Here is a 22,522-nt window from a genome sequence, read left to right as displayed (position 1 = left end):
TTCCAACAGTATAGGCACATCACAATTAAATTATTAAAAATGGCAAAAGAATTAGGTAAAGTAGTTAAGTTACAAGTTCGGGGAGGTGCAGCGAATCCGTCGCCACCGGTTGGACCCGCTTTAGGAGCTGCAGGTGTTAATATCATGGAGTTCTGTAAGCAATTCAATGCTAGAACGCAAGATAAACAAGGTAAAGTATTACCTGTTGTGATTTCTGTTTACAAAGACAAATCATTTGACTTCGTAATCAAAACACCACCAGCAGCAGTACAATTATTAGAAGCGGCCAAGGTGAAAAAAGGTTCAGGTGAACCAAACCGAAAAAAAGTAGCTAAAGTTTCTTGGGACCAGATTAAAACTATTGCAGAAGATAAAATGCAGGATTTAAATGCATTTACTTTAGAATCTGCTATGAAAATGATCGCAGGTACCGCGAGGTCTATGGGAATTACCGTAACCGGAAACGCGCCAAATTAATCTATTAAAAGACATTTAAAATGGCAAGATTAACAAAAAAGCAAAAGGAAGCTTTAGCAAAAATAGAAAAAGGAAAATTCTATTCAATTAACGAAGCTTCATCATTAGTAAAAGAGATCACAAATGCAAAATTTGATGCCTCTGTAGATATCGCTGTTCGTTTAGGAGTAGATCCAAGAAAAGCAAACCAAATGGTTAGAGGTGTTGTATCTCTTCCTCATGGTACAGGTAAAGACGTAAAAGTTTTAGCATTAGTTACTCCAGACAAAGAAGCAGAAGCGAAAGAAGCTGGCGCTGATTATGTAGGATTAGATGAGTACTTAGATAAGATTAAAAGCGGTTGGACAGATGTTGATGTAATCATCACTATGCCAAGTGTTATGGGTAAATTAGGTCCTTTAGGTCGTATCTTAGGTCCTCGTGGATTAATGCCAAACCCTAAAACAGGTACAGTTACTATGGATGTTGCTAAAGCAGTAACTGAAGTAAAAGCTGGTAAAATTGACTTTAAAGTTGATAAAACCGGTATTGTACACGCTGCAATTGGTAAAGCATCATTTAGCCCAGAGCAAATTGCTGGAAACGCAAATGAATTAATACAAACGTTAATAAAATTAAAGCCAACTGCGGCTAAAGGTACGTACGTAAAGAGTATTTACATATCAAGTACAATGAGTCCTAGTATTGCTGTTGAGCCTAAAATTGGTTAATTAGTTAAAAACTTTTATTATGACTAGAGAAGAAAAATCGCAAGTAATTGAAGACTTAACTGCACAATTAGCCGAAAATACAAATATCTATATCGCTGATATTTCAGGCTTAAATGCAGGTCTAACTTCAGATTTACGTCGTGCTTGTTTTAAAGCAGATATAAAATTAGCAGTTGTTAAGAACACATTACTTGAAAAAGCAATGGAAGCTTCAGATAAAGATTTTGGAGATTTACCATCTGTTTTAAAAGGTAACACGTCAGTAATGTATTCTGAAACAGGAAACGCTCCTGCTAAAGTAATTAAAGCTTTCAGAAAGAAGTCAGAAAAACCTTTATTAAAAGGTGCTTTTATTGAAGAAGCTATTTACGTAGGAGATGACCAATTATACGCCTTAGTAGAAATCAAGTCTCGTGAAGAGTTAATCGGTGATATCATCGGATTGTTACAATCGCCTGCTAAGAATGTTATTTCAGCACTTCAATCAGGTGGAAATACATTAACAGGTGTCTTAAAAACATTATCTCAAAAAGAGGGGTAATTAAAAAAGTACGCACTTTTACACAATTATATTAAATTAAAAAACTTATTAAAACGATAGAAAATGGCAGATTTAAAAGATTTCGCAGAACAATTAGTTAACTTAACAGTAAAAGAAGTAAACGAGTTAGCTACTATATTAAAAGATGAGTATGGTATCGAGCCTGCTGCTGCTGCTGTAGCTGTAGCTGCTGGACCAGCTGCAGGTGGTGAAGCTGCAGAAGAAAAAACTGAGTTTGATGTAATCCTTAAAGCAGCTGGAGCTTCTAAGTTAGCAGTTGTAAAATTAGTTAAAGAATTAACTGGTTTAGGATTAAAAGAAGCTAAAGAATTAGTTGATGGTGCACCTAGTCCAATTAAAGAAGGTGTTTCTAAAGACGAAGCTGAAGGTTTAAAATCTTCTTTAGAAGAGGCTGGAGCTGAGGTTGAGCTTAAGTAAGCTTAGCTTTCAAACAATACAAAGGTTTAGGTCTGGAGTAATACTCTAAGACCTAAACCATTTTGCGTATATATTAGTACGATACGCTGTCATTATTATTTTTAATCAAAATTTCGTCCATTGATGTTAGTAACACAAGCTGAAAGATTAAATTTCTCGTCTATTATCAATAGAACAGATTATCCAGATTTCTTGGATATTCAGATTAAATCCTTCCAGGATTTTTTCCAACTAGAAACTAAATCTGAAGAAAGAGGTAATGAAGGGTTATACAATACCTTCATGGAAAACTTCCCAATAACAGACACCCGTAATCAATTTGTTTTAGAATTTTTAGATTACTTCATTGATCCGCCAAGATACACTATTGAAGAGTGTATTGAAAGAGGACTTACTTACAGCGTACCGCTTAAAGCAAGGTTAAAATTGTATTGTACAGATCCTGAACACGAGGATTTCGAAACTATTGTTCAAGATGTGTATTTAGGAACAATTCCTTACATGACTCCAAGTGGTACTTTTTGCATTAATGGAGCAGAACGTGTTGTAGTATCTCAATTACACCGTTCACCAGGGGTTTTCTTTGGTCAATCTTTCCATGCTAATGGGACAAAATTATACTCTGCCAGAGTTATTCCATTTAAAGGATCTTGGATTGAATTCGCTACAGACATTAACAGTGTAATGTATGCTTATATCGATCGTAAGAAAAAATTACCGGTAACAACGTTATTCAGAGCTATAGGTTTTGAACGTGATAAAGATATTCTTGAGATTTTCGATCTTGCTGAAGAGGTAAAAGTATCAAAATCCGGATTAAAGAAATATCAGGGACGTAAATTAGCTGCTCGTGTACTTAACACATGGCACGAAGATTTCGTAGACGAAGATACTGGAGAAGTTGTATCTATCGAACGTAACGAAATTGTATTAGATCGTGATACAGTTTTAGACAAGGACAATATTGAAGAAATTCTTGATGCGAATGTAAAAACGGTTCTTTTACATAAAGAATCTGCGCAACAAGGAGATTATGCTATTATTCATAATACACTTCAAAAAGACCCTACTAACTCTGAGAAAGAGGCTGTAGAACACATCTATCGTCAATTACGTAATGCTGAACCGCCAGACGAGGAAACTGCAAGAGGAATTATAGATAAACTATTCTTCTCAGATCAACGATACTCTTTAGGTGAGGTAGGACGTTACAGAATGAACAAAAAATTAGGTCTTGATATTGGAATGGATAAGCAAGTGCTTACTAAAGAAGATATCATTACCATTATTAAATATTTAATCGAGCTTATCAACTCTAAAGCAGAGATTGATGATATTGATCACTTATCTAACCGTCGTGTACGTACTGTAGGTGAGCAATTATCACAACAATTTGGTGTTGGTTTAGCACGTATGGCACGTACTATTCGTGAGCGTATGAACGTTCGTGATAACGAGGTGTTTACGCCAATAGACTTAATTAACGCGAAAACTTTATCGTCGGTAATTAATTCGTTCTTTGGAACAAACCAGTTATCTCAGTTCATGGATCAGACTAACCCATTAGCAGAGATTACTCATAAACGTCGTTTATCTGCTCTTGGACCAGGTGGTTTATCTCGAGAAAGAGCCGGTTTCGAAGTACGTGACGTTCACTATACACATTACGGGCGTTTATGTCCGATTGAAACTCCTGAAGGTCCGAACATTGGATTAATTTCTTCACTTTCGGTATATGCTAAAGTGAATTCGATGGGATTCATCGAAACTCCTTACCGTCCAGTGGAAAACGGAGTTGTGGATATTGTTAATCCTCCGGTGTATTTAAGTGCAGAAGAGGAAGAAGAGAAATTAATTGCACAAGCAACTGTACAAATAGACGAAAACGCTAAAATTGTACATGATAAAGTAATTGCTCGTATGGAAGGTGACTTCCCGGTAATCGAGCCAGAGCATATTCATTATACAGACGTTGCACCTAATCAAATTTCGTCTATATCGGCGTCTTTAATTCCGTTCCTTGAACATGATGATGCGAACCGTGCGTTGATGGGATCTAACATGATGCGTCAGGCCGTTCCATTATTACGTGCTCAGGCACCAATTGTAGGTACTGGTTTAGAGCGTCAGGTTGCTAAAGATTCTCGTGTATTAATTAATGCAGAGCGCGATGGTATTGTGGAGTATGTAGATGCTAACGAAATTATTATCAGATACGATCGTACAGAGGATGAAGCAGCAGTTAGTTTCGATAGTGATACTAAAACATATCCATTAGTTAAATTTAGAAAAACGAACCAAGGAACCTCTATTAACCTTAAGCCAATCGTTCGCAAGGGCGATAAAGTTCAAAAAGGTCAGGTGCTTTGTCAGGGTTATGCAACTGAAAATGGAGAACTAGCACTTGGTAGAAATATGAAAGTAGCCTTCATGCCTTGGAAGGGGTATAACTTCGAGGATGCTATCGTTATTTCAGAAAAAGTGGTTCGTGAAGATATCTTTACATCTATCCATATCGATGAGTACTCTTTAGAAGTAAGAGATACTAAGTTAGGTAACGAAGAATTAACTAACGATATCCCTAACGTTTCTGAAGAAGCTACTAAAGATTTAGATGAAAACGGTATGATTCGTGTTGGAGCCGAAGTTAAACCTGGTGATATCCTTATCGGAAAAATCACGCCTAAAGGGGAAAGCGATCCAACACCTGAAGAAAAATTATTACGTGCTATTTTTGGTGATAAAGCGGGAGATGTCAAAGATGCATCTTTAAAAGCTTCTCCATCGTTAAATGGTGTAGTTATCGATAAAAAATTATTTGCTCGCGCGGTAAAAGATAAGCGTAAGAGAGCAAAAGATAAAGAAGATATAACGCAATTAGAAGGTATTTATTATTCGAAATTCGAAGACTTAAAGAACATTTTAATTGATAAATTGTTTGCTTTAGTTGCCGGAAAAACTGCGCAGGGAATTTATAATGATTTAGGTGAAGAAGTATTACCTAAAGGAAAGAAATATACCCTGAAAATGTTAAATGCTGTTGAAGACTATACGCATCTTACATCTGGTGTATGGACTACAGATGAGCATACTAATAAATTGGTTGCAGACTTAATTCATAACTATAAGATTAAAGAAAATGACTTACAAGGTGCTTTAAGACGTGAGAAGTTTACTATTTCTGTAGGAGATGAATTACCTTCTGGTATTATTAAATTAGCTAAAGTTTACATTGCGAAAAAACGTAAACTAAAAGTAGGAGATAAAATGGCTGGACGTCACGGTAACAAAGGTATTGTTGCTCGTATAGTACGTCAGGAAGACATGCCATTCTTAGAAGATGGAACACCTGTAGATATTGTATTAAATCCACTTGGGGTACCATCTCGTATGAACATTGGTCAGATTTACGAAACTGTTCTTGGTTGGGCCGGACAAAAATTAGGACGTACGTATGCAACGCCTATTTTTGACGGAGCAACTATCGATCAGATTAATGAATTAACAGACGAAGCCGGAATTCCAAGATACGGTCATACATATTTGTATGATGGTGGAACTGGAGATCGTTTCGACCAGCCTGCAACTGTAGGAGTTATCTATATGTTAAAATTAGGGCATATGGTTGATGACAAAATGCACGCACGTTCTATAGGACCATACTCTTTAATTACGCAGCAACCACTTGGAGGTAAAGCTCAGTTTGGAGGTCAGCGTTTTGGAGAAATGGAGGTTTGGGCTCTTGAAGCTTATGGTGCTTCTGCCACCCTAAGAGAAATATTGACAGTGAAATCTGATGACGTTATTGGTAGAGCTAAAACTTACGAGTCTATCGTTAAAGGAGAGCAAATGCCAGAACCTGGTTTACCAGAATCTTTCAACGTATTAATGCACGAATTGAAAGGTTTAGGACTAGACATTAGATTAGAGGAATAATATATTGCCCATCAGATTATTTTATCTGATGGGCTAAAGTTTACAAATAATTCGATATCACCATATATTATGGCAAGAAAACAAGATAAGAATGCAGTAAAGAGGTTTAACAAAATCTCCATTGGTTTAGCGTCACCAGAGTCTATATTAGCAGAGTCTAATGGTGAGGTTTTAAAGCCAGAAACTATCAATTATCGAACTCATAAACCAGAACGTGATGGTTTATTCTGTGAGCGTATTTTTGGTCCTGTTAAGGATTACGAATGTGCCTGTGGAAAATATAAGCGTATACGCTACAAAGGGATAGTATGTGACCGTTGTGGGGTAGAAGTTACAGAAAAGAAAGTACGTCGTGACCGTGTGGGACACATTAACCTTGTGGTTCCTGTAGCTCACATTTGGTATTTCCGTTCTTTACCAAATAAAATAGGATATTTATTAGGATTACCATCTAAGAAATTAGATATGATTATTTACTACGAACGTTATGTAGTAATTCAGCCGGGTAATGCTAAAAATGCCGAGGGAGATCCGTTACAAAAAATGGATTTCTTAACTGAAGAAGAGTATTTAAATATTTTAGAAACACTTCCTCAGGAAAATCAATATTTAGAAGATACAGACCCTAATAAGTTTATTGCTAAAATGGGGGCTGAGTGTTTAATAGAACTTTTAGAGCGTATCGATTTAGATGCTTTATCTTATCAATTACGTCATAAGGCAAACACAGAAACTTCTAAACAACGTAAAACTGAAGCATTAAAGCGTTTACAGGTTGTAGAGGCTTTACGTGAATCTAACGAAAACAGAGAGAACCGTCCGGAGTGGATGATTATGAAAGTAATTCCTGTTATTCCGCCGGAATTACGTCCGTTAGTGCCGTTAGATGGAGGTCGTTTTGCAACTTCAGATTTAAATGACTTATACCGTCGTGTAATTATTCGAAACAACCGTTTAAAACGTCTTGTTGAGATTAAAGCACCAGAGGTGATTTTACGTAACGAAAAACGTATGTTACAGGAATCTGTAGACTCGTTATTCGATAATACACGTAAAGCGTCTGCGGTTAAAACAGATTCAAACAGACCTTTAAAATCTTTATCAGACTCGTTAAAAGGTAAACAAGGTCGTTTCCGTCAAAACTTATTAGGTAAGCGTGTTGACTATTCTGCGCGTTCTGTAATTGTTGTAGGACCAGAAATGAAGTTATTCGAGTGTGGTTTACCTAAAAATATGGCGGCAGAACTTTATAAGCCTTTTGTAATTCGTAAGTTAATCGAAAGAGGTATTGTAAAGACTGTAAAATCTGCTAAGAAAATTATAGATAAAAAAGAGCCAGTGGTTTGGGATATCTTGGAAAATGTGCTTAAAGGACATCCGGTATTACTAAACCGTGCTCCTACGCTTCACAGACTGGGTATCCAGGCGTTCCAGCCTAAATTGATTGAAGGTAAAGCGATTCAGTTACACCCATTAGTGTGTACGGCGTTTAACGCGGATTTCGATGGTGACCAGATGGCGGTGCATTTACCATTAGGACCAGAAGCTATTCTTGAAGCGCAATTATTAATGTTAGCGTCTCATAATATCTTAAACCCTGCAAATGGTTCGCCAGTAACAGTACCTTCTCAGGACATGGTACTTGGTTTATATTATATGACCAAGTTACGTAAGTCTACGCCGGAAGTACCAGTTAAAGGTGAAGGTTTAACATTCTATTCTCCGGAAGAAGTAGTTATTGCTTTCAACGAGAAACGCTTAGACTTAAATGCTGGTATTAAAGTTAGAACTTATGACTTTAATGACGAAGGAGAAATAACTTTACAAATTATTGAAACTACTGCAGGTCGTGTATTATTTAACGAAAAAGTACCACATGCAGCAGGATATATAAACCAGGTTTTAACTAAAAAATCATTAAGAGATATTATCGGTAATATCTTAAGAGTAACATCTGTTCCTGAAACAGCTGCTTTCCTTGATGAAATTAAAACTTTAGGTTACAAATTTGCATTTCAGGGTGGATTATCATTCAGTTTAGGTGATATTATTATCCCGCCGGAAAAGCAAGGTATGATTGATAAGGCTAATGGTTTAGTAGACGGTATTACCGGAAACTATAACATGGGACTTATTACAAATAACGAACGTTATAATCAGGTTATTGATATCTGGACTTCTACGAATGCTGAATTGACTGAATTGTCTATGAAGCGTATTCGTGAAGATCAGCAAGGATTTAACTCGGTATTCATGATGCTTGATTCTGGAGCGCGTGGATCTAAAGAGCAGATTCGTCAGCTTACTGGTATGCGTGGATTAATGGCAAAACCTAAAAAATCTAACGCAGGTGGTGGAGAAATTATCGAAAACCCGATTCTTTCTAACTTTAAAGAAGGACTTTCAATTTTAGAATACTTTATTTCTACTCACGGTGCTCGTAAAGGTCTTGCGGATACGGCTCTTAAAACGGCAGATGCGGGGTACTTAACGCGTCGTTTAGTAGACGTTTCTCAGGATGTTATCATTAACAGTGAAGACTGTGGTACTTTAAGAGGTGTTGAAGTTTCTGCGTTAAAGAAAAATGATGAAGTAGTTGAATCTATTGGTGAGCGTGTAGTAGGTCGTGTATCTCTTCACGATGTAGTTAACCCATTAACAGAAGAAGTACTTGTTTCTGCTGGAGAGTTAATTACCGATGATATTGCTGATATTATTAATGCTTCTCCTTTAGAAAGTGTAGAAGTACGTTCAGCTTTAACTTGTGAGGCTAAGAAAGGTATCTGTGCTAAATGTTATGGTCGTAACCTTGCAACCAATAAAATGGTTCAGATGGGAGAAGCTGTTGGGGTTGTTGCTGCACAGTCTATTGGTGAGCCAGGTACACAGTTAACACTTCGTACATTCCACGTGGGAGGTATTGCTGGTAACATTTCAGAAGAAAACAAGTTAATCGTTAAGTTTAACGGAATTGCAGAAATTGAAGATCTTAAAACGGTTAAAGGTGTAGATGCTGAAGGAAATGCTGTAGATATCGTTATTTCTCGTACTTCTGAATTGAAGTTGATAGATAAAAAGACAGGTATTACTTTAAGTACAAACAATATTCCTTACGGTTCTACAATTTATGTAGAAAACGGAGCAGAGCTTTCTAAAGGCGATGTAGTTTGTTCTTGGGACCCTTATAACGGTGTAATTATTTCAGAATTTGCTGGAAAAATACGTTATGAGAACATCGAGCAAGGTGTTACTTATCAAGTAGAAATCGATGAGCAAACCGGATTCCAGGAAAAAGTAATTTCTGAATCAAGAAACAAGAAATTAATCCCTACGTTACACGTAGACGACGCTAAAGGAAATCCTATACGTTCGTACAACTTACCAGTTGGAGCGCACTTAATGATTGACGATGGTGAGAAAATTGGTGTAGGTAAGGTATTAGTTAAAATTCCTCGTAAATCTGCTAAAGCAGGGGATATTACAGGAGGTTTACCTCGTGTAACAGAATTATTCGAAGCGCGTAACCCTTCTAACCCGGCTGTAGTAAGTGAAATTGATGGTGTTGTTTCTTTTGGTAAAATTAAGCGTGGTAACCGCGAAATTATAGTAGAATCTAAATTAGGAGATATTAAGAAATATCTTGTAAAACTTTCTAATCAAATCCTTGTTCAGGAGAATGATTATGTAAAAGCAGGTATGCCTTTATCTGATGGTTCTATTACGCCTAACGATATTTTAAATATTAAAGGGCCTTCTGCGGTACAACAATACTTAGTTAACGAAGTACAGGAAGTATATCGTTTACAAGGGGTAAAAATTAACGATAAACACTTTGAGGTTGTTGTAAGACAAATGATGCGTAAAGTACAGATTATTGACTCTGGAGATACTATCTTCTTAGAAGATCAATTAGTACACAAAGCAGACTTTATTGAAGAAAACGATAAAATTTTCGGATTAAAAGTTGTAGAAAACGCAGGAGACTCTACAAATCTTAAAGAAGGGCAAATTATTACGCCGTTTATGTTAAGAGACGAGAACTCATTGTTACGTCGTGAAGATAAAGAACTTGTTACTGCAAGAGATGCGCAACCGGCAACGGCTACGCCAATCTTACAGGGTATTACAAGAGCGTCACTTCAAACTAAGTCGTTTATCTCGGCTGCATCCTTCCAGGAAACTACGAAGGTGCTTAACGAAGCTGCAGTAAACGGTAAAGTAGACGATTTAGAAGGTCTTAAAGAAAATGTAATTGTAGGACACAAAATTCCAGCAGGTACTGGTTTACGTAAATACGATCACATTATCGTAGGATCGAAAGAAGAGTTTGATGAAATGATGCAAGCTAAAAAACAAGAAGTAAATTATAACTAATGAGACTATTCCCGTACTTTTGTACGGGAATAGTATTTATCTCAACGCAGGTTGGGTATAAAATTTAAAATCCTGCTTAATTTTAATTGAGTAGGATTTTTTTTTAAATCAATAAATATGTCAGACGAAAAAGATCCGAAAAAACAAGGACAGATAAATATAGAATTAGACGAAAAAATTGCTGAAGGGACCTATTCTAATTTGGCAATTATTAATCATTCCATTTCAGAATTTGTTGTCGATTTTATAAGTATTATGCCTGGAACGCCAAAAAGTAAAGTGAAATCCAGAATTATATTAACGCCGCAGCATGCTAAACGTTTATTAAAAGCTTTAGGCGAAAATGTTCACAGATTTGAACAGGCTCATGGTGAAATTAAAGATTACGAGCAACCTCCGATCCCATTAAATTTTGGACCAACTGGAGAAGCTTAAATCGAGCAAAAAGAATAAGAATGTAAAAGATTGAAGTTAATTGAAATTTTTTATGAAGCAACCTCCAATCCCATTAAATTTTGAACCAACGGGAGAAGCGTAATATTAAAAAATCCCTTTGAAATTTATTTCAAAGGGATTTTTTATTTGTGATTGTTTGGTCCTGTTAATCAAATTCTGATGTTAAATGGAATTTAATATTCGGGTACTTTTGTTCAGTCATTTGTAAAGAGAATTGTGAGTCGGCCAGAAACACTAATTGATTTCTTTTGTCTTTTGCTAAAAAGCGTTGTTTAACTCTCATAAACTCTTTAAACTCTTCACTTTTAGGGTCTTTTGGTTTTACCCAACAAGCCTTATATACATTTAAGTTTTCGTAGCTACATTTAGCACCGTACTCGTGCTCTAAACGGTATTGTATAACTTCATACTGTAGTGCTCCAACCGTTCCAATTACTTTTCGTCCATTTAATTCCAAAGTGAATAATTGGGCTACTCCTTCATCCATTAATTGATCAATACCTTTATAAAGTTGTTTTGATTTTAACGGGTCGGCATTATTGATATATCTAAAATGCTCAGGCGAAAAACTTGGTATTCCTTTATAATGAATAATTTCACCTTCTGTTAATGTATCTCCAATTTTAAAGTTCCCGGTATCCTGAAGTCCAACAATATCTCCCGGATATGAAATGTCTACAATCTCTTTTTTCTCTGCAAAAAAGGCATTTGGACTGGAGAATTTTACTTTTTTATTATGTCGTACATGTAAATACGGAGCATTGCGTTTAAATTCTCCAGAAACAATTTTTACGAATGCCAGTCGGTTTCTATGGTTGGGATCCATGTTGGCATGAATTTTAAACACAAAGCCTGTAAATTTATCTTCATCTGGTTTTACAAGACGTTCTTCACTTTGTTTCGGTCTAGGTGTAGGGGCTATTTCAACAAAACAATCCAGTAATTCTCGAACACCAAAGTTATTTAAAGCAGAGCCGAAGAAAACGGGTTGAATGTCTCCATTCAGGTAATCTTCTTTACTAAATTCTGGGTAAATACCATCCACTAGTTCAATTTCTTCCCTTAATGTATTCGCTGATTTTTCTCCTACAAGCTTATCCAGCTCCGGAGAAGACAAGTCAGAAATTTCAACGGTTTCTTCAATATTTTTTCTGCTATCACCACTAAAAAGGTTGATATTCTTTTCCCAGATATTATAAATGCCTTTAAATTCGTATCCCATACCAATAGGGAAACTTAAAGGGACAACTTTTAGACCTAGTTTTTGCTCTACTTCATCTAATAAATCGAAAGCATCTTTTCCTTCACGATCCAGTTTGTTAATAAATACAATCATCGGGATATTGCGCATGCGACAAACTTCAACCAATTTTTCCGTTTGTTCCTCAACCCCTTTGGCGACGTCGATAACCACAATAACACTATCTACAGCAGTTAATGTTCTAAAAGTGTCTTCGGCAAAATCTTTATGTCCCGGGGTATCCAGGATATTTATTTTGTTGCCGTTATATTCAAATGCTAAAACCGAAGTAGCAACAGAAATACCACGCTGGCGTTCAATTTCCATAAAGTCACTCGTAGCACCTTTTTTAATTTTGTTACTTTTTACAGCACCAGCCTCTTGAATAGCCCCTCCGAAAAGTAATAGTTTTTCTGTTAAAGTTGTTTTTCCTGCATCGGGATGCGATATGATACCAAACGTTCGGCGTCTGTTTATTTCACTTTTAAAACTCATAATTGTACTTGAAAATAGGTCGCAAAGATAATATTATTACAAGGATTTTCTTGGATTGTAGCTAAGGCTTTTTAATTTTATCGTCACAATAACGAATTTTAAAAATTTACTTGGTATTTTTACAAAATGACAGAAGAGAAGGTAATTTTAGTGGATGAAAATGATATGCCAATAGGGCATATGTCCAAGCTTGAAGCGCATGAAAAAGGAGTGCTACACCGTGCATTTTCCGTATTTGTTTTTAATGATAAAGATGAATTAATGCTACAGCAACGCGCCCTAGATAAATATCATACACCAGGTTTATGGACAAATACTTGTTGTAGCCATCAGCGTGAAGGCGAATCTAATATTGAAGCAGGAAGACGACGTTTACAGGAGGAAATGGGATTTGTAACAGCTTTGGAAGAAACTACTTCATTTATTTATAAATCACCATTTGAAAATGGTTTAATCGAGCATGAGTACGACCATATTTTAATAGGGTATTATAACGATGAACCTAAAATAAACCCTGAAGAAGTAGCAGATTGGAAATGGATGTCGTTAAAAGACGTACAAGAAGACATTAAATTAAGACCGGAAATATACACGTCCTGGTTTAAAATTATATTTGATAAATTTTACGAACACATAAACGTTTCTAAGTTATAATGAAGGTTACGGTTAGCAGACAAAGTTATTTTAACGCCGCTCATCGATTGTATAGAAAGGATTGGAGCGATGAGAAAAATCAACTTGTTTTTGGTAAATGTAACAACGTTAATTATCACGGGCATAACTATAATGTAATTGCCAGTGTAACTGGAGAAATTGATGAAGAAACGGGGTTTGTAATTGATTTGAAAATATTAAAACAATTATTAAAGGAAGAAGTAGAAGATCCTTTTGACCACAAAAACCTGAACTTGGATGTGCCGGAATTTAAAGCGTTAAACCCAACTGCCGAACATATAGCCGTCGTAATTTATAATAGAATAAAACCGCGCCTAGCACCCCATTTAGACTTAGAAATAACCTTATACGAAACGCCCCGTAATTTTGTGAAATATTCTGGGAATTAACATATGAAAGACTTTTTATACCCAATTAAATTTACTCCCATTTTAAAAGATAAAATTTGGGGAGGAGATAAATTAAAATCATTATTGAATAAAGATCATAAACTGCCTAATGCCGGAGAAAGCTGGGAAATTAGTGATGTAGAAGGCGATACTTCTATAATTGCGAATGGTCCGTTGAAAGGGCAATCTTTAAAGCAGCTTTTAGAAAACTATAAAGAGCATGTTTTAGGTGTGCAGAATTATAGAATTTTTGGTAATAAATTCCCATTACTTATTAAGTATATAGATGCGAAGGAAGATTTGTCTATTCAATTACATCCTAATGATGAATTAGCGGCGAAACGTCACAATTCCTTTGGAAAGACTGAGATGTGGTATGTAATGCAGGCCGATAAAGATTCTAATTTAATAGTAGGGTTTAACGATAAAATTACTCCAGGTATCTATCTGGAACATCTTGAAAATAAAACGCTTCCGGAAATTTTAAATTTTGACAAGGTGAAGGCAGGGGATACCTATTTTATTGAGGTAGGACGAGTGCATGCCATTGGAGCAGGAGTCATGCTAGCTGAAATCCAACAGACCAGTGATATTACATATCGAGTGTATGATTGGGATCGGGTGGACGCTTTTGGAAAAGAAAGAGAACTTCATAATGATTTAGCCATTGATGCTATAGACTTTAATATGAATGATGATTTTAGAGTGTTTTATCAAAAAACTCCAAATCAATCTAATGAAATGGTTAGTTGTCCGTATTTTACAACAAGTTTTTTACAGGTGACAGAACCATTGACTAAAGAAAATATTTATGATTCCTTCTTAATCTATATGTGTGTAGAAGGCGAGGCAGAAATTACTGTCGATACGTATAAAGAAACTATAAAACAAGGAGAAACGGTATTATTACCTGCCGGCATTAAGGCATACCATATAAATGCAAAACAAGCTAAGCTACTTGAAGTATATGTGTAAAAAAAATCCCAAGTGTAACACTCGGGAATTTTATTTAACAAGCTGTTTTGTTTTCTTTATATAAATTAATGCCTAAAGGAACACCAAATAAAGCGCTACAAATTGTTTCTTGATTTTTTGTGGTGCTTTTTGTTTTGGTTACTATAACATTAACTAAATAGCCCTGGCTATGTTTTTTGACTAATTGGGCCTGAATTGTTAATTCATCATTCAAAAAGGCATTTTTGTGCATTTTAAATTTAAAATCTTCAAGCGCAGGAATGTCTTGTAAATAAAATTCTTTTAAAGGATAGGTAGCAACAGCCTTTACTGTATTATAAAGATTGTGCGGTAATAAAAATCCGTTAGCGTTACTTACGTGTTCTGTAACTAAAAATGGTACGTGGGTATATATATTAGTGTTCATAATTTTAAAAGTTTTAAGGATATAATAAGTGGGGTGTTAAGTTGTAATGATGATAAGTGCCAAACATGACTTTAGAGAGTTGAGAGCACTTAAAAATGTTTTGATTGATTTGCTTTTGCGATTTAATGGATTTCATAATTTGAGTTTTAAAAATTAATATTAGACTGAAAATAAAAAAGGTGCTTTTAAAAAAAGCACCTTTTTGTTTATGGTTATATTATTAAAATGTAACGTTTATTTAAGATGCATATTTAGCTTAGGTTTAAGCACAGAAATAACAAACGACATCCACTGTTGTGAATTGCGCTTACAAATCTGCTTATATGCCATCTTGGTAGTAATCATGTAATAAATTTAAATATTTTTTTCTTTACAGCAATAAATTATAAATCAAATATTATAAATATTATATGGGATTAGTTTAATTTTGTGCCTAAATAAATACAATTATTATATTATGGCAAATGTAAGAGATCTTAAAAAAGACATTAATTATGTTTTAGGAGACATTATCGAAGCTGTTTATGTTTGGGAATATTCAAACACAGACAAGGGTACAGAGCAAAGTGAAGCAATTATCGACGATGCAATAAGTACATTCGATAATTTAATTGCAAAAGTGAACAATAAGTCTGTAGAAGATAAAAAATCTCATTTTAAGGCAATTAACCAGGAGTTGGAAGATAAGGGAAGAGCACTTATTGAAAGAATAAATAAATTGGGTTAAAAAAAATGAAAAAAAGATTTGTAGATATGAGATAACTGCTTATATTTGCACTCGCATTTCAGGCCGATGTAGCTCAGCTGGCTAGAGCAGCTGATTTGTAATCAGCAGGTCGTGGGTTCGAGTCCCTCTATCGGCTCAAAAAGTTCAATGAAAATCATTGAACTTTTTTTTTGTTTCAAACTTAAATAAAGGCATAAATAAAAAGCTCAACGTGTTAGTTGAGCTTTTTGATTTTATTACATATATTTCGATTTATTCTTTTATTTCATCGATATAATGCTGTAATTCTTTACCGTATTTAGAAGCTTTAACTTTAGGCGTAAGCGTATTGTTTATAGTGTCTAACCACTTAATATTGGCATCGTAAATTTCAGTAAGCGCAAGATAAGGAGCGACTTCTGAATCTTTATTATTCATTGCGAAATTTACGGTGTATAGATATTTGCGTTTAATTAAGTTATTGGCAGCATCAACTGCCTTTTTTATCCTTAAGGAATCACCTGATTGTCTGGCTTCAAAATCCTCCTTAATTAAATCTAATTTCGAGTTATTTAGTTTAGACATTACTAATAAGTAGTCTTCTAAAATGTCCTGGTTTTTAGATCCCGTTACTTTCGAATCTATAGTAAAGTTTTTTAAAGTAGTATTTATAGTGATTTCACCTGGTTCGCCAAAAAACAATATTTTTTCATTGGTATTGTCATTCTTATCTAATTTAAGAAAAAAGACTTCTGGTGACTCCACATTGGCATATAATTCAAAATCTTCATTGCCATTTACGGTTACAGAATCTACATTAACTATAATTGAATCATCTGCTTTCTGTAAGTAAACAGTTCCTTTTTTTAATCCTTTTACGTGTGTTTTTACAGTTAAATTACCTGTGTCTCTACCGCAGGAAACGGCTAGTAATAAACCTAAAATAAATGTTAGTTGTTTCATTGTTAATATTGATGTTTAGGGGGCAAATATCAATTAAATAATTATTATAAGCTAGTTGGTGGCTACGATTTTCATTAACTCAGTACATAATATAGCTCCATAGGTTCCGACTACATAACCAAACACAGCGAGTAGGGCACCAACAGTGGCTAGTGACGGATGAAATGCAGCAGCAACGACCGGGGCAGAAGCAGCTCCTCCAACGTTGGCCTGACTTCCAACAGCCAGAAAAAAGTAAGGCGCTTTAATTAATTTTGCTATTATAATGAGTAAACCAGCGTGAATTGTCATCCAGATTAGACCTATTAATATTAAACCTGGATTGTCAAATAGTTTGGTTAAGTCCATTTTCATACCAATAGTTGCAACAAGAATATAAATAAATACACTACCTATTTTGCTAGCACCAGCACCTTCGTAATTTTTAGCTTTAGTAAAAGATAATAGGATGCCAATAATTGTGGCAATGGTGATAAGCCAGAAAAAACTGCTTCCAAACGACGATAAGGCACTTTTAGGGTCGCTTACCACTGTAAAATTAGACGTTAAATAATTTGAAATAACTTCAGAACCAAAATGTGCCAGACCTACTGCCACGAAAGCGAATGACAAAATCATGATATAATCTGTCAAATTTGGTATTCTGGTAATTTTGTCACTAAAATGCTGTACTTTTTCCTGAAGTTCGTTAATGGCAGTGTTGTCAGCTTTTAGCCAGGTGTCAATTTTTTTGCGTTTTCCAATGCCCAGCAGGACAACAGCCATCCATATATTGGCAACAACAATATCGACTAAAACCATCCCGCCATAAAGTTCCTGATTATATTCATAAATTTCTAGCATAGCTGCCTGGTTTGCACCGCCACCTATCCAGCTGCCTGCCAGAGTAGAAAGACCTCTCCAAACAGCATCAAAACCTGCACCTCCAACAGTTTCCGGAGAAAAAGTGGAAACGATTAGAATGGCCAAAGGACCGCCTAAAATGATTCCAATGGTACCGGTAAAAAACATAATCAGCGCTTTCCAGCCTAAATTGAATACGGCCTTTAAGTCAATACTAATGGTCATTAAAACCAATGCAGCAGGAAGTAAATAGCGGCTGGCCACAAAGTAAGTTTTTGATTCGTCGGCAGATATGATACCTAAGGAATTAAAAATGGCAGGAATAAGGTAGCACATTAATAAACCGGGGATGTACTTGTAAAATAAATTCCAGAATTTTGTTTGTTTTGATTCTGTGTAAAATACGAATCCAAGTGAGAGCATTAGGATGCCAAAAACTATGGCATCATTTGTGAAAATAGGGGTGTTTTCCATAAAATTTTGTTAAATGCCGAAAATTAGCAATTTCAGCCCTTATAAAAAAACGATTATCGTAAAGTTTGGCACGATGATTGCTTTTTAATAATCAGTTATTGCGATGACGATTATTAAAGTGTGGTTACTTTAATATTAAGAGTAGTAATTTTTCATATTGGTTGGTTAGTTAGTGAAAAAGCATCCCTTGAGGATGCTTTTTTTATGGACTTATTTTATGAAGGCTTCAATAGTAGTTAGCAGTTCCGGAGCTATTGGCCTCGCTGATTCATTATATGATTTAGCATTTTCTATATGGTCACCATTAATGGGCACTAATACATGATTCATGTTATCAATTATTTTTAGAGTAGAATTTGGTGCAGCTTCATGAAGAAGCTCTGCTTCTTTAGGCATGACTTGTAAATCATTTGTTCCATTAATTATTAGTACAGGCATGTTTAACCCTTTTATTACTTCGGTAGGATTGTATTTCATCCAGCTGGCAATAAATGGCTGGACCTCGATGTTAAATATAGATTTTAATTCAGGAGGATAATCAGTCGTGGTTTGACCAGATTTTAAAACCTCAAAAATTCGTTTGGCATCTTCATAATAAATTGGTGCATTGGTTTGTAGTTGGTCCATAATTACCAAATCGATACTTCGCCCGGCTCCTGCAATAGAAATAAACCCGTCGGCATAGTCTTTTGCTGCAAGCATACCTACTAAACTACCCTGGCTATGGCCAATTATGAATATATGATTGTATTGGTTTGTTGATTTGAAATACTTTATGACCTCGATGGCATCGTTTACAAAGTCATCAAAACTAACAGTATTATCTATCTTATTAGTTTTAATTTGTTTTACAATACGTTTGTCATATCTAAAAGTAGCAGTGCCGTCTTTGGTGAGGTCTTCTGCCAATTTTTTAAGTACATTATTTTTTAAGAAGTTCTGATTTCCATTTCTATCTGTCGGTCCTGAACCAGCGATTAGGATTCCTAAATTTGGCTTCGATACTCCGTTTGGAGTAAGTAAGGTCCCGTCAATTAAATCTGTGATTGTTAAATCTTCCGAGCTATAATTTTGTTCCTGTGCCAGTCCGTAAATGAAGAATAAGCATAAAATAAAGGAAAATTGGAATTTCATGATTAAAATTTTAGATATCTAAAGTTACGGTAAAATATGTTTTGAATATTTAAATTATTAGTAATATTTAGAGATGTTAAGGATTGTTTTTAATCGTTTTTTAGTGAATTTCATCTGTAAATGTTAAAATTATATGTATTTCGTCGAAATAAAAGGCTTTTAAACTTGCTTTTTCAGGTATAATTCTATCTTTGAATTGTACTAAAAAATATTTTAGTTAATGGATTAATTAATTAATTAATTAATGTTTGCATTGTGTTGTTGATGCTAGAGACCCTAAATCTAACTACATAATAAAAGTGCAAATAACGAAAACCGAGGTTGAGGGACCTCGGTTTTTTAGTTTATAATTCTGAAGGTTAAATTAATTCGCCTTCCTATTTCTTTTTTTGTTTTAGGAATTTGGTGCAACCAGTATTCTTGAGTCTTGCCTTGCATAATCAATAGACTACCATGATTTAAGACAAGGTTTTGTTTTAAACTTTTTTCGGTTTTGTGTTTTAATTGAAAATTGCGTTCTGCACCAAATGATACAGACGCGATGATGGGATTGGGACCTAAAGATTTTTCATTGTCTGAATGCCAGCCATTACTATCGGATCCATTTCGGTAAAGATTACATAAACAGGTCGTGAATTTTGTTTTTATCTCCGATTCTACTTTCTGTCTAATTTCATTAAGGCTTTTTATAAAAGGTTTGGGGTACATGGTTATTCCAGAATAGGAATAGGGGTTTGAGTTTTCTGCATATAAAGCTGTTAATCTGGGTTGCAAATGAGTTTTTCCAAAAATTGTTATTTCATCCTGTTTCCAGGATATGTTTTGGAGTAGGTCTTGAAAATAAAAATCAGATGTTTCTTTATTTAAAAAAGAAGGGAAATATGAAATGTTTGCATCTTTTAAGTGTAATTGAATTTTATGATCTGAAAACAGCATACTATAATTGGATATAACTATAGGCCCAGTACATGAGTACAAATTGTAATGGAATGCGTAAAAATAGTATCCATTTTGGAATTTTTATGACTGTAGTTTCATTTTGAAGCATATAAAAATGTACTAGAAGGAAAATACTAAGCATTACAATAATGGCATATATAGAAAAATTTTTAAATGGAGGCATACAAACGGTAAAACCAAGAATCATTTCAGAAACCCCACTTAATCCAATTAGTAAATCATGTTTGGGTAAGTAATTTGGCATAATTCGTTTGTACATTTTTGGTTGTATAAAATGTAAAATTCCAGCCATGATATAGAAAGAGGCCATTAGGTATAAATGCCAAGGATACGTCATAAGACAATTTATTTTCTCTAAATTAGCTCATAACAATTTATATATGAAATTTAAGCTGATTTTTTTACTACTATTTATTGGTTATCAGGGTTTTTCTCAGTTACCAAATGGTTTTGTTTATATTAATAATGTAGACTCTACAATTCAATTAGAATTGCGTTATTGCACAGATTATAATTTTGTAGGGACTCCAATTCACGGTTATAACAAAGCTGTCGGTATTGTTACTGTTAAAACAGCAGAGGCGTTAAAAGCAGTTCAGAAGGAATTACAGTCTAAGAATCTATCGCTAAGAATTTATGATGCTTATCGTCCTCAGGAGGCTGTTAATCATTTTATAACATGGGCAAAGAAATTGAATGATACGATTATGAAGCCTTATTTTTATCCGGATGTTGATAAGCGTTATTTGTTTAGAGATGGATATATCGCATCTAAATCCAGACACAGTAGCGGGAGCACCGTAGATTTAACTTTGGCTGATTTGAAAACAGGAGCTCCTGTTGATATGGGATCTAACTACGATTTTTTTGGAGAACCTTCCTGGGTTGAATATGACAATTTAACACCTGTTCAAAAACAAAACAGGCAGTTATTGCAAAATGTCATGCAAAAACATGGTTTCAGGAGCTATAGTAAAGAATGGTGGCATTTTACATTACGAAATGAACCTTTTAAAGATCAGTATTTTAATTTTCCTGTGGAATAAAATTGCTTAATACCATCTTTTTTTCTTCTTTTTAGATCCTTCTGATTTTCTTCCTTTTTTGTGTTTGCTTCCTGTTTTTTTTGATTTGTGAACTTCGGGTTTTGCCTTGGGGTCTAAAGGATAAGGGTGGTCTTGCTCTACAGCAATTTCTCTTTGAATAAGTTGCTGAATCGTTTTAATATACGCTTTCTCATCAGCAGAGCATAAGGAATAAGACATTCCGGTTTTACCAGCTCTTCCGGTACGACCTATTCTGTGGACATAGGTTTCTGGAACGTTTGGCATATCGAAATTTATTACAGCATCAAGGTCTGTGATATCAATCCCTCTGGCGGCAACATCTGTAGCTATTAAAATATTAACTTCGTTATTTTTAAATCTGTTCAGAGCATCTTGTCGGTCGGTTTGAGATTTGTCGCCATGAAAACTTTCAACTTTATAACCGTTTTTTAATAGAGTTTTTTCCAGTTTGTCGACTCCAAATTTTGTGCGTCGAAAAATGATTATATTCCCTTTTATTGTGTTTCTAAGTAAATGTAAACACAATTCTATTTTATTTCTTTTCGGAACATAATACAATACTTGTGAGACGCTTTTTGCAGCCGATGAAGTTGGTGAAACTTCAATCCTGATTGGCGTTTTTAAAATTGTATTGGCCAGTTGTTCTACCTTAAAAGGCATGGTTGCTGAGAACAACAAAATTTGTTTGTCTTGCGGACATAAACGTTCAATCTTTTTTACATCGTCCAGAAACCCCATGTCCAGCATAAGGTCCGCTTCATCTAGCACCAGAGTTTGTATATAATCTAAATTAACAACGTCTTGTTTATGTAAATCGAGTAATCTTCCAGGAGTTGCAATTAAAATGTCTACACCTTTTTTAAGGACATCTATTTGAGGTTCTATAGGGGCTCCACCAAAAATAACTGTACTTCTTAAGTTGGTGTATTTGCTGTAAATTTTAAAATTTTCTTCAATCTGGATAGCCAATTCTCGGGTAGGACTAACAATTAAAGCTTTTATTTTTTTTCCTCTTTTAGGGGCGTCCTGAAAATCGAAAAGTAATTGTAAAATAGGTAAAGCGAAGGCGGCAGTTTTTCCTGTACCGGTTTGAGCAGATGCAATTACGTCTTTTTGGTCTAAAACAGCAGGAATGGTTTTTTCCTGAATTAAAGTAGGGTTGTCGTATCCTGCTTCAGCAACAGCTCTTAACAGTGGACGGTTTAATTTTAAGTCTTTAAATGACATAAGCCTTCGAAATTTATAAGTGCAAAGATAATGTAA

20 protein-coding genes and 1 tRNA gene are annotated in these 22,522 nt (G+C 34.9%); 13 read left to right on the top strand and 8 right to left on the bottom strand.

The features are described from left to right. Positions 1-39: 39 nt before the first annotated feature. From rplK to I3217_RS09225, 7 genes are all read left to right on the top strand, one after another. Positions 40-477, top strand: coding sequence for a 50S ribosomal protein L11 (gene rplK, locus I3217_RS09255; protein WP_435049479.1), 438 nt, complete (start codon positions 40-42; stop codon positions 475-477). A 20-nt stretch (positions 478-497) separates the two neighbouring features. Continuing rightward, the gene (rplA, locus tag I3217_RS09250) at positions 498-1,187 is read left to right on the top strand and encodes a 50S ribosomal protein L1 (RefSeq protein ID WP_435049478.1); all 690 of its coding nucleotides are present in this window, start codon (positions 498-500) and stop codon (positions 1,185-1,187) included. Between the two features lie 19 nt (positions 1,188-1,206). Then, positions 1,207-1,728: a 50S ribosomal protein L10 gene (gene rplJ / locus I3217_RS09245; RefSeq protein ID WP_435049477.1), complete on the top strand. Its 522-nt coding sequence runs from the start codon at positions 1,207-1,209 to the stop codon at positions 1,726-1,728. A 63-nt stretch (positions 1,729-1,791) separates the two neighbouring features. After that, positions 1,792-2,166 carry a 50S ribosomal protein L7/L12 gene (rplL, locus tag I3217_RS09240; RefSeq protein ID WP_435049476.1) on the top strand — a complete coding sequence of 125 codons (375 nt, stop codon included), beginning with the start codon at positions 1,792-1,794 and terminating at the stop codon, positions 2,164-2,166. Positions 2,167-2,289: 123 nt separating this feature from the next. Further along, the gene (gene rpoB, locus I3217_RS09235) at positions 2,290-6,102 is read left to right on the top strand and encodes a DNA-directed RNA polymerase subunit beta (protein WP_435049475.1); all 3,813 of its coding nucleotides are present in this window, start codon (positions 2,290-2,292) and stop codon (positions 6,100-6,102) included. Between the two features lie 69 nt (positions 6,103-6,171). Further along, complete coding sequence (gene rpoC / locus I3217_RS09230; protein ID WP_435049474.1) at positions 6,172-10,476, top strand: DNA-directed RNA polymerase subunit beta'; 4,305 nt, start codon at positions 6,172-6,174, stop codon at positions 10,474-10,476. Positions 10,477-10,593: 117 nt separating this feature from the next. Next, positions 10,594-10,911, top strand: a complete 318-nt coding sequence (locus tag I3217_RS09225) for a DUF3467 domain-containing protein (protein ID WP_435049473.1) — start codon at positions 10,594-10,596, stop codon at positions 10,909-10,911. Positions 10,912-11,077: 166 nt separating this feature from the next. Here the strand turns inward: I3217_RS09225 and I3217_RS09220 are convergent, their stop codons facing one another. After that, a complete protein-coding gene (locus I3217_RS09220) occupies positions 11,078-12,667 on the bottom strand; it encodes a peptide chain release factor 3 (protein ID WP_435049472.1) in 1,590 nt (529 codons plus the stop codon). A 126-nt stretch (positions 12,668-12,793) separates the two neighbouring features. On the opposite strand from I3217_RS09220, the gene idi reads away from it, so the two are divergent. The 3 genes from idi to I3217_RS09205 are packed head-to-tail and all read left to right on the top strand — an operon-like array spanning position 12,794 to position 14,706. Beyond that, a complete protein-coding gene (idi, locus tag I3217_RS09215) occupies positions 12,794-13,321 on the top strand; it encodes an isopentenyl-diphosphate Delta-isomerase (RefSeq protein ID WP_435049471.1) in 528 nt (175 codons plus the stop codon). Next, positions 13,321-13,731: a 6-pyruvoyl trahydropterin synthase family protein gene (locus I3217_RS09210; RefSeq protein ID WP_435049470.1), complete on the top strand. Its 411-nt coding sequence runs from the start codon at positions 13,321-13,323 to the stop codon at positions 13,729-13,731. Before idi ends, I3217_RS09210 begins: the two co-directional genes overlap by 1 nt. A 3-nt stretch (positions 13,732-13,734) precedes the next feature. Then, on the top strand, positions 13,735-14,706 hold the full coding sequence (locus I3217_RS09205; protein ID WP_435049469.1) for a type I phosphomannose isomerase catalytic subunit: 972 nt from the start codon (positions 13,735-13,737) through the stop codon (positions 14,704-14,706). 34 nt (positions 14,707-14,740) lie between these two features. On the opposite strand, the gene I3217_RS09200 is transcribed toward I3217_RS09205, so the two are convergent. After that, positions 14,741-15,112, bottom strand: a complete 372-nt coding sequence (locus I3217_RS09200; protein ID WP_435049468.1) for a hypothetical protein — start codon at positions 15,110-15,112, stop codon at positions 14,741-14,743. Positions 15,113-15,569: 457 nt separating this feature from the next. Here I3217_RS09200 and I3217_RS09195 point away from each other — a divergent pair, with 457 nt between their 5' ends. Both I3217_RS09195 and I3217_RS09190 read left to right on the top strand, forming a co-directional pair. Beyond that, positions 15,570-15,839, top strand: a complete 270-nt coding sequence (locus I3217_RS09195) for a hypothetical protein (RefSeq protein ID WP_435049467.1) — start codon at positions 15,570-15,572, stop codon at positions 15,837-15,839. Between the two features lie 62 nt (positions 15,840-15,901). Beyond that, positions 15,902-15,975: transfer RNA gene (locus I3217_RS09190), tRNA-Thr, on the top strand. A 116-nt stretch (positions 15,976-16,091) separates the two neighbouring features. On the opposite strand, the gene I3217_RS09185 is transcribed toward I3217_RS09190, so the two are convergent. From I3217_RS09185 to I3217_RS09165, 5 genes are all read right to left on the bottom strand, one after another. After that, a complete protein-coding gene (locus I3217_RS09185) occupies positions 16,092-16,781 on the bottom strand; it encodes a DUF4369 domain-containing protein (RefSeq protein ID WP_435049466.1) in 690 nt (229 codons plus the stop codon). A 51-nt stretch (positions 16,782-16,832) separates the two neighbouring features. Then, positions 16,833-18,098, bottom strand: a complete 1,266-nt coding sequence (locus I3217_RS09180) for a DUF819 domain-containing protein (RefSeq protein WP_435049465.1) — start codon at positions 18,096-18,098, stop codon at positions 16,833-16,835. 210 nt (positions 18,099-18,308) lie between these two features. Then, positions 18,309-19,232: an alpha/beta hydrolase gene (locus tag I3217_RS09175; protein ID WP_435049464.1), complete on the bottom strand. Its 924-nt coding sequence runs from the start codon at positions 19,230-19,232 to the stop codon at positions 18,309-18,311. Positions 19,233-19,571: 339 nt separating this feature from the next. Further along, positions 19,572-20,168 carry an alpha-ketoglutarate-dependent dioxygenase AlkB family protein gene (locus I3217_RS09170; RefSeq protein ID WP_435049463.1) on the bottom strand — a complete coding sequence of 199 codons (597 nt, stop codon included), beginning with the start codon at positions 20,166-20,168 and terminating at the stop codon, positions 19,572-19,574. 1 nt (position 20,169) lies between these two features. After that, positions 20,170-20,529, bottom strand: coding sequence for a DoxX family protein (locus I3217_RS09165; RefSeq protein ID WP_435049462.1), 360 nt, complete (start codon positions 20,527-20,529; stop codon positions 20,170-20,172). A 43-nt stretch (positions 20,530-20,572) separates the two neighbouring features. Here I3217_RS09165 and I3217_RS09160 point away from each other — a divergent pair, with 43 nt between their 5' ends. Further along, the gene (locus I3217_RS09160) at positions 20,573-21,238 is read left to right on the top strand and encodes a M15 family metallopeptidase (RefSeq protein ID WP_435049461.1); all 666 of its coding nucleotides are present in this window, start codon (positions 20,573-20,575) and stop codon (positions 21,236-21,238) included. 6 nt (positions 21,239-21,244) lie between these two features. Here the strand turns inward: I3217_RS09160 and I3217_RS09155 are convergent, their stop codons facing one another. Then, positions 21,245-22,486 carry a DEAD/DEAH box helicase gene (locus tag I3217_RS09155; RefSeq protein WP_435049460.1) on the bottom strand — a complete coding sequence of 414 codons (1,242 nt, stop codon included), beginning with the start codon at positions 22,484-22,486 and terminating at the stop codon, positions 21,245-21,247. Positions 22,487-22,522 lie beyond the last annotated feature (36 nt).

Origin of the sequence: Formosa sp. S-31 (assembly GCF_051172795.1) — a bacterium.
Classification (GTDB): Bacteria; Bacteroidota; Bacteroidia; order Flavobacteriales; family Flavobacteriaceae; genus Formosa.
Note: the sequence above shows the minus strand (reverse complement) of the source record. Positions and strands in the feature narration are given on the sequence as shown.

Bases quoted from the DNA above. Each gene is read 5' to 3' on its own strand.
- I3217_RS09160 (WP_435049461.1), top strand. From the start codon at position 20,573: ATGAAATTTAAGCTGATTTTTTTACTACTATTTATTGGTTATCAGGGT.
- I3217_RS09155 (WP_435049460.1), bottom strand. From the start codon at position 22,486: ATGTCATTTAAAGACTTAAAATTAAACCGTCCACTGTTAAGAGCTGTT.
- I3217_RS09205 (WP_435049469.1), top strand. From the start codon at position 13,735: ATGAAAGACTTTTTATACCCAATTAAATTTACTCCCATTTTAAAAGAT.
- rpoC (WP_435049474.1), top strand. From the start codon at position 6,172: ATGGCAAGAAAACAAGATAAGAATGCAGTAAAGAGGTTTAACAAAATC.
- idi (WP_435049471.1), top strand. From the start codon at position 12,794: ATGACAGAAGAGAAGGTAATTTTAGTGGATGAAAATGATATGCCAATA.
- I3217_RS09180 (WP_435049465.1), bottom strand. From the start codon at position 18,098: ATGGAAAACACCCCTATTTTCACAAATGATGCCATAGTTTTTGGCATC.
- rplA (WP_435049478.1), top strand. From the start codon at position 498: ATGGCAAGATTAACAAAAAAGCAAAAGGAAGCTTTAGCAAAAATAGAA.
- rplJ (WP_435049477.1), top strand. From the start codon at position 1,207: ATGACTAGAGAAGAAAAATCGCAAGTAATTGAAGACTTAACTGCACAA.
- rplL (WP_435049476.1), top strand. From the start codon at position 1,792: ATGGCAGATTTAAAAGATTTCGCAGAACAATTAGTTAACTTAACAGTA.
- I3217_RS09165 (WP_435049462.1), bottom strand. From the start codon at position 20,529: ATGACGTATCCTTGGCATTTATACCTAATGGCCTCTTTCTATATCATG.
- rpoB (WP_435049475.1), top strand. From the start codon at position 2,290: ATGTTAGTAACACAAGCTGAAAGATTAAATTTCTCGTCTATTATCAAT.
- I3217_RS09175 (WP_435049464.1), bottom strand. From the start codon at position 19,232: ATGAAATTCCAATTTTCCTTTATTTTATGCTTATTCTTCATTTACGGA.
- I3217_RS09220 (WP_435049472.1), bottom strand. From the start codon at position 12,667: ATGAGTTTTAAAAGTGAAATAAACAGACGCCGAACGTTTGGTATCATA.
- I3217_RS09195 (WP_435049467.1), top strand. From the start codon at position 15,570: ATGGCAAATGTAAGAGATCTTAAAAAAGACATTAATTATGTTTTAGGA.
- I3217_RS09170 (WP_435049463.1), bottom strand. From the start codon at position 20,168: ATGCTGTTTTCAGATCATAAAATTCAATTACACTTAAAAGATGCAAAC.
- I3217_RS09185 (WP_435049466.1), bottom strand. From the start codon at position 16,781: ATGAAACAACTAACATTTATTTTAGGTTTATTACTAGCCGTTTCCTGC.
- I3217_RS09225 (WP_435049473.1), top strand. From the start codon at position 10,594: ATGTCAGACGAAAAAGATCCGAAAAAACAAGGACAGATAAATATAGAA.
- I3217_RS09210 (WP_435049470.1), top strand. From the start codon at position 13,321: ATGAAGGTTACGGTTAGCAGACAAAGTTATTTTAACGCCGCTCATCGA.
- rplK (WP_435049479.1), top strand. From the start codon at position 40: ATGGCAAAAGAATTAGGTAAAGTAGTTAAGTTACAAGTTCGGGGAGGT.
- I3217_RS09200 (WP_435049468.1), bottom strand. From the start codon at position 15,112: ATGAACACTAATATATATACCCACGTACCATTTTTAGTTACAGAACAC.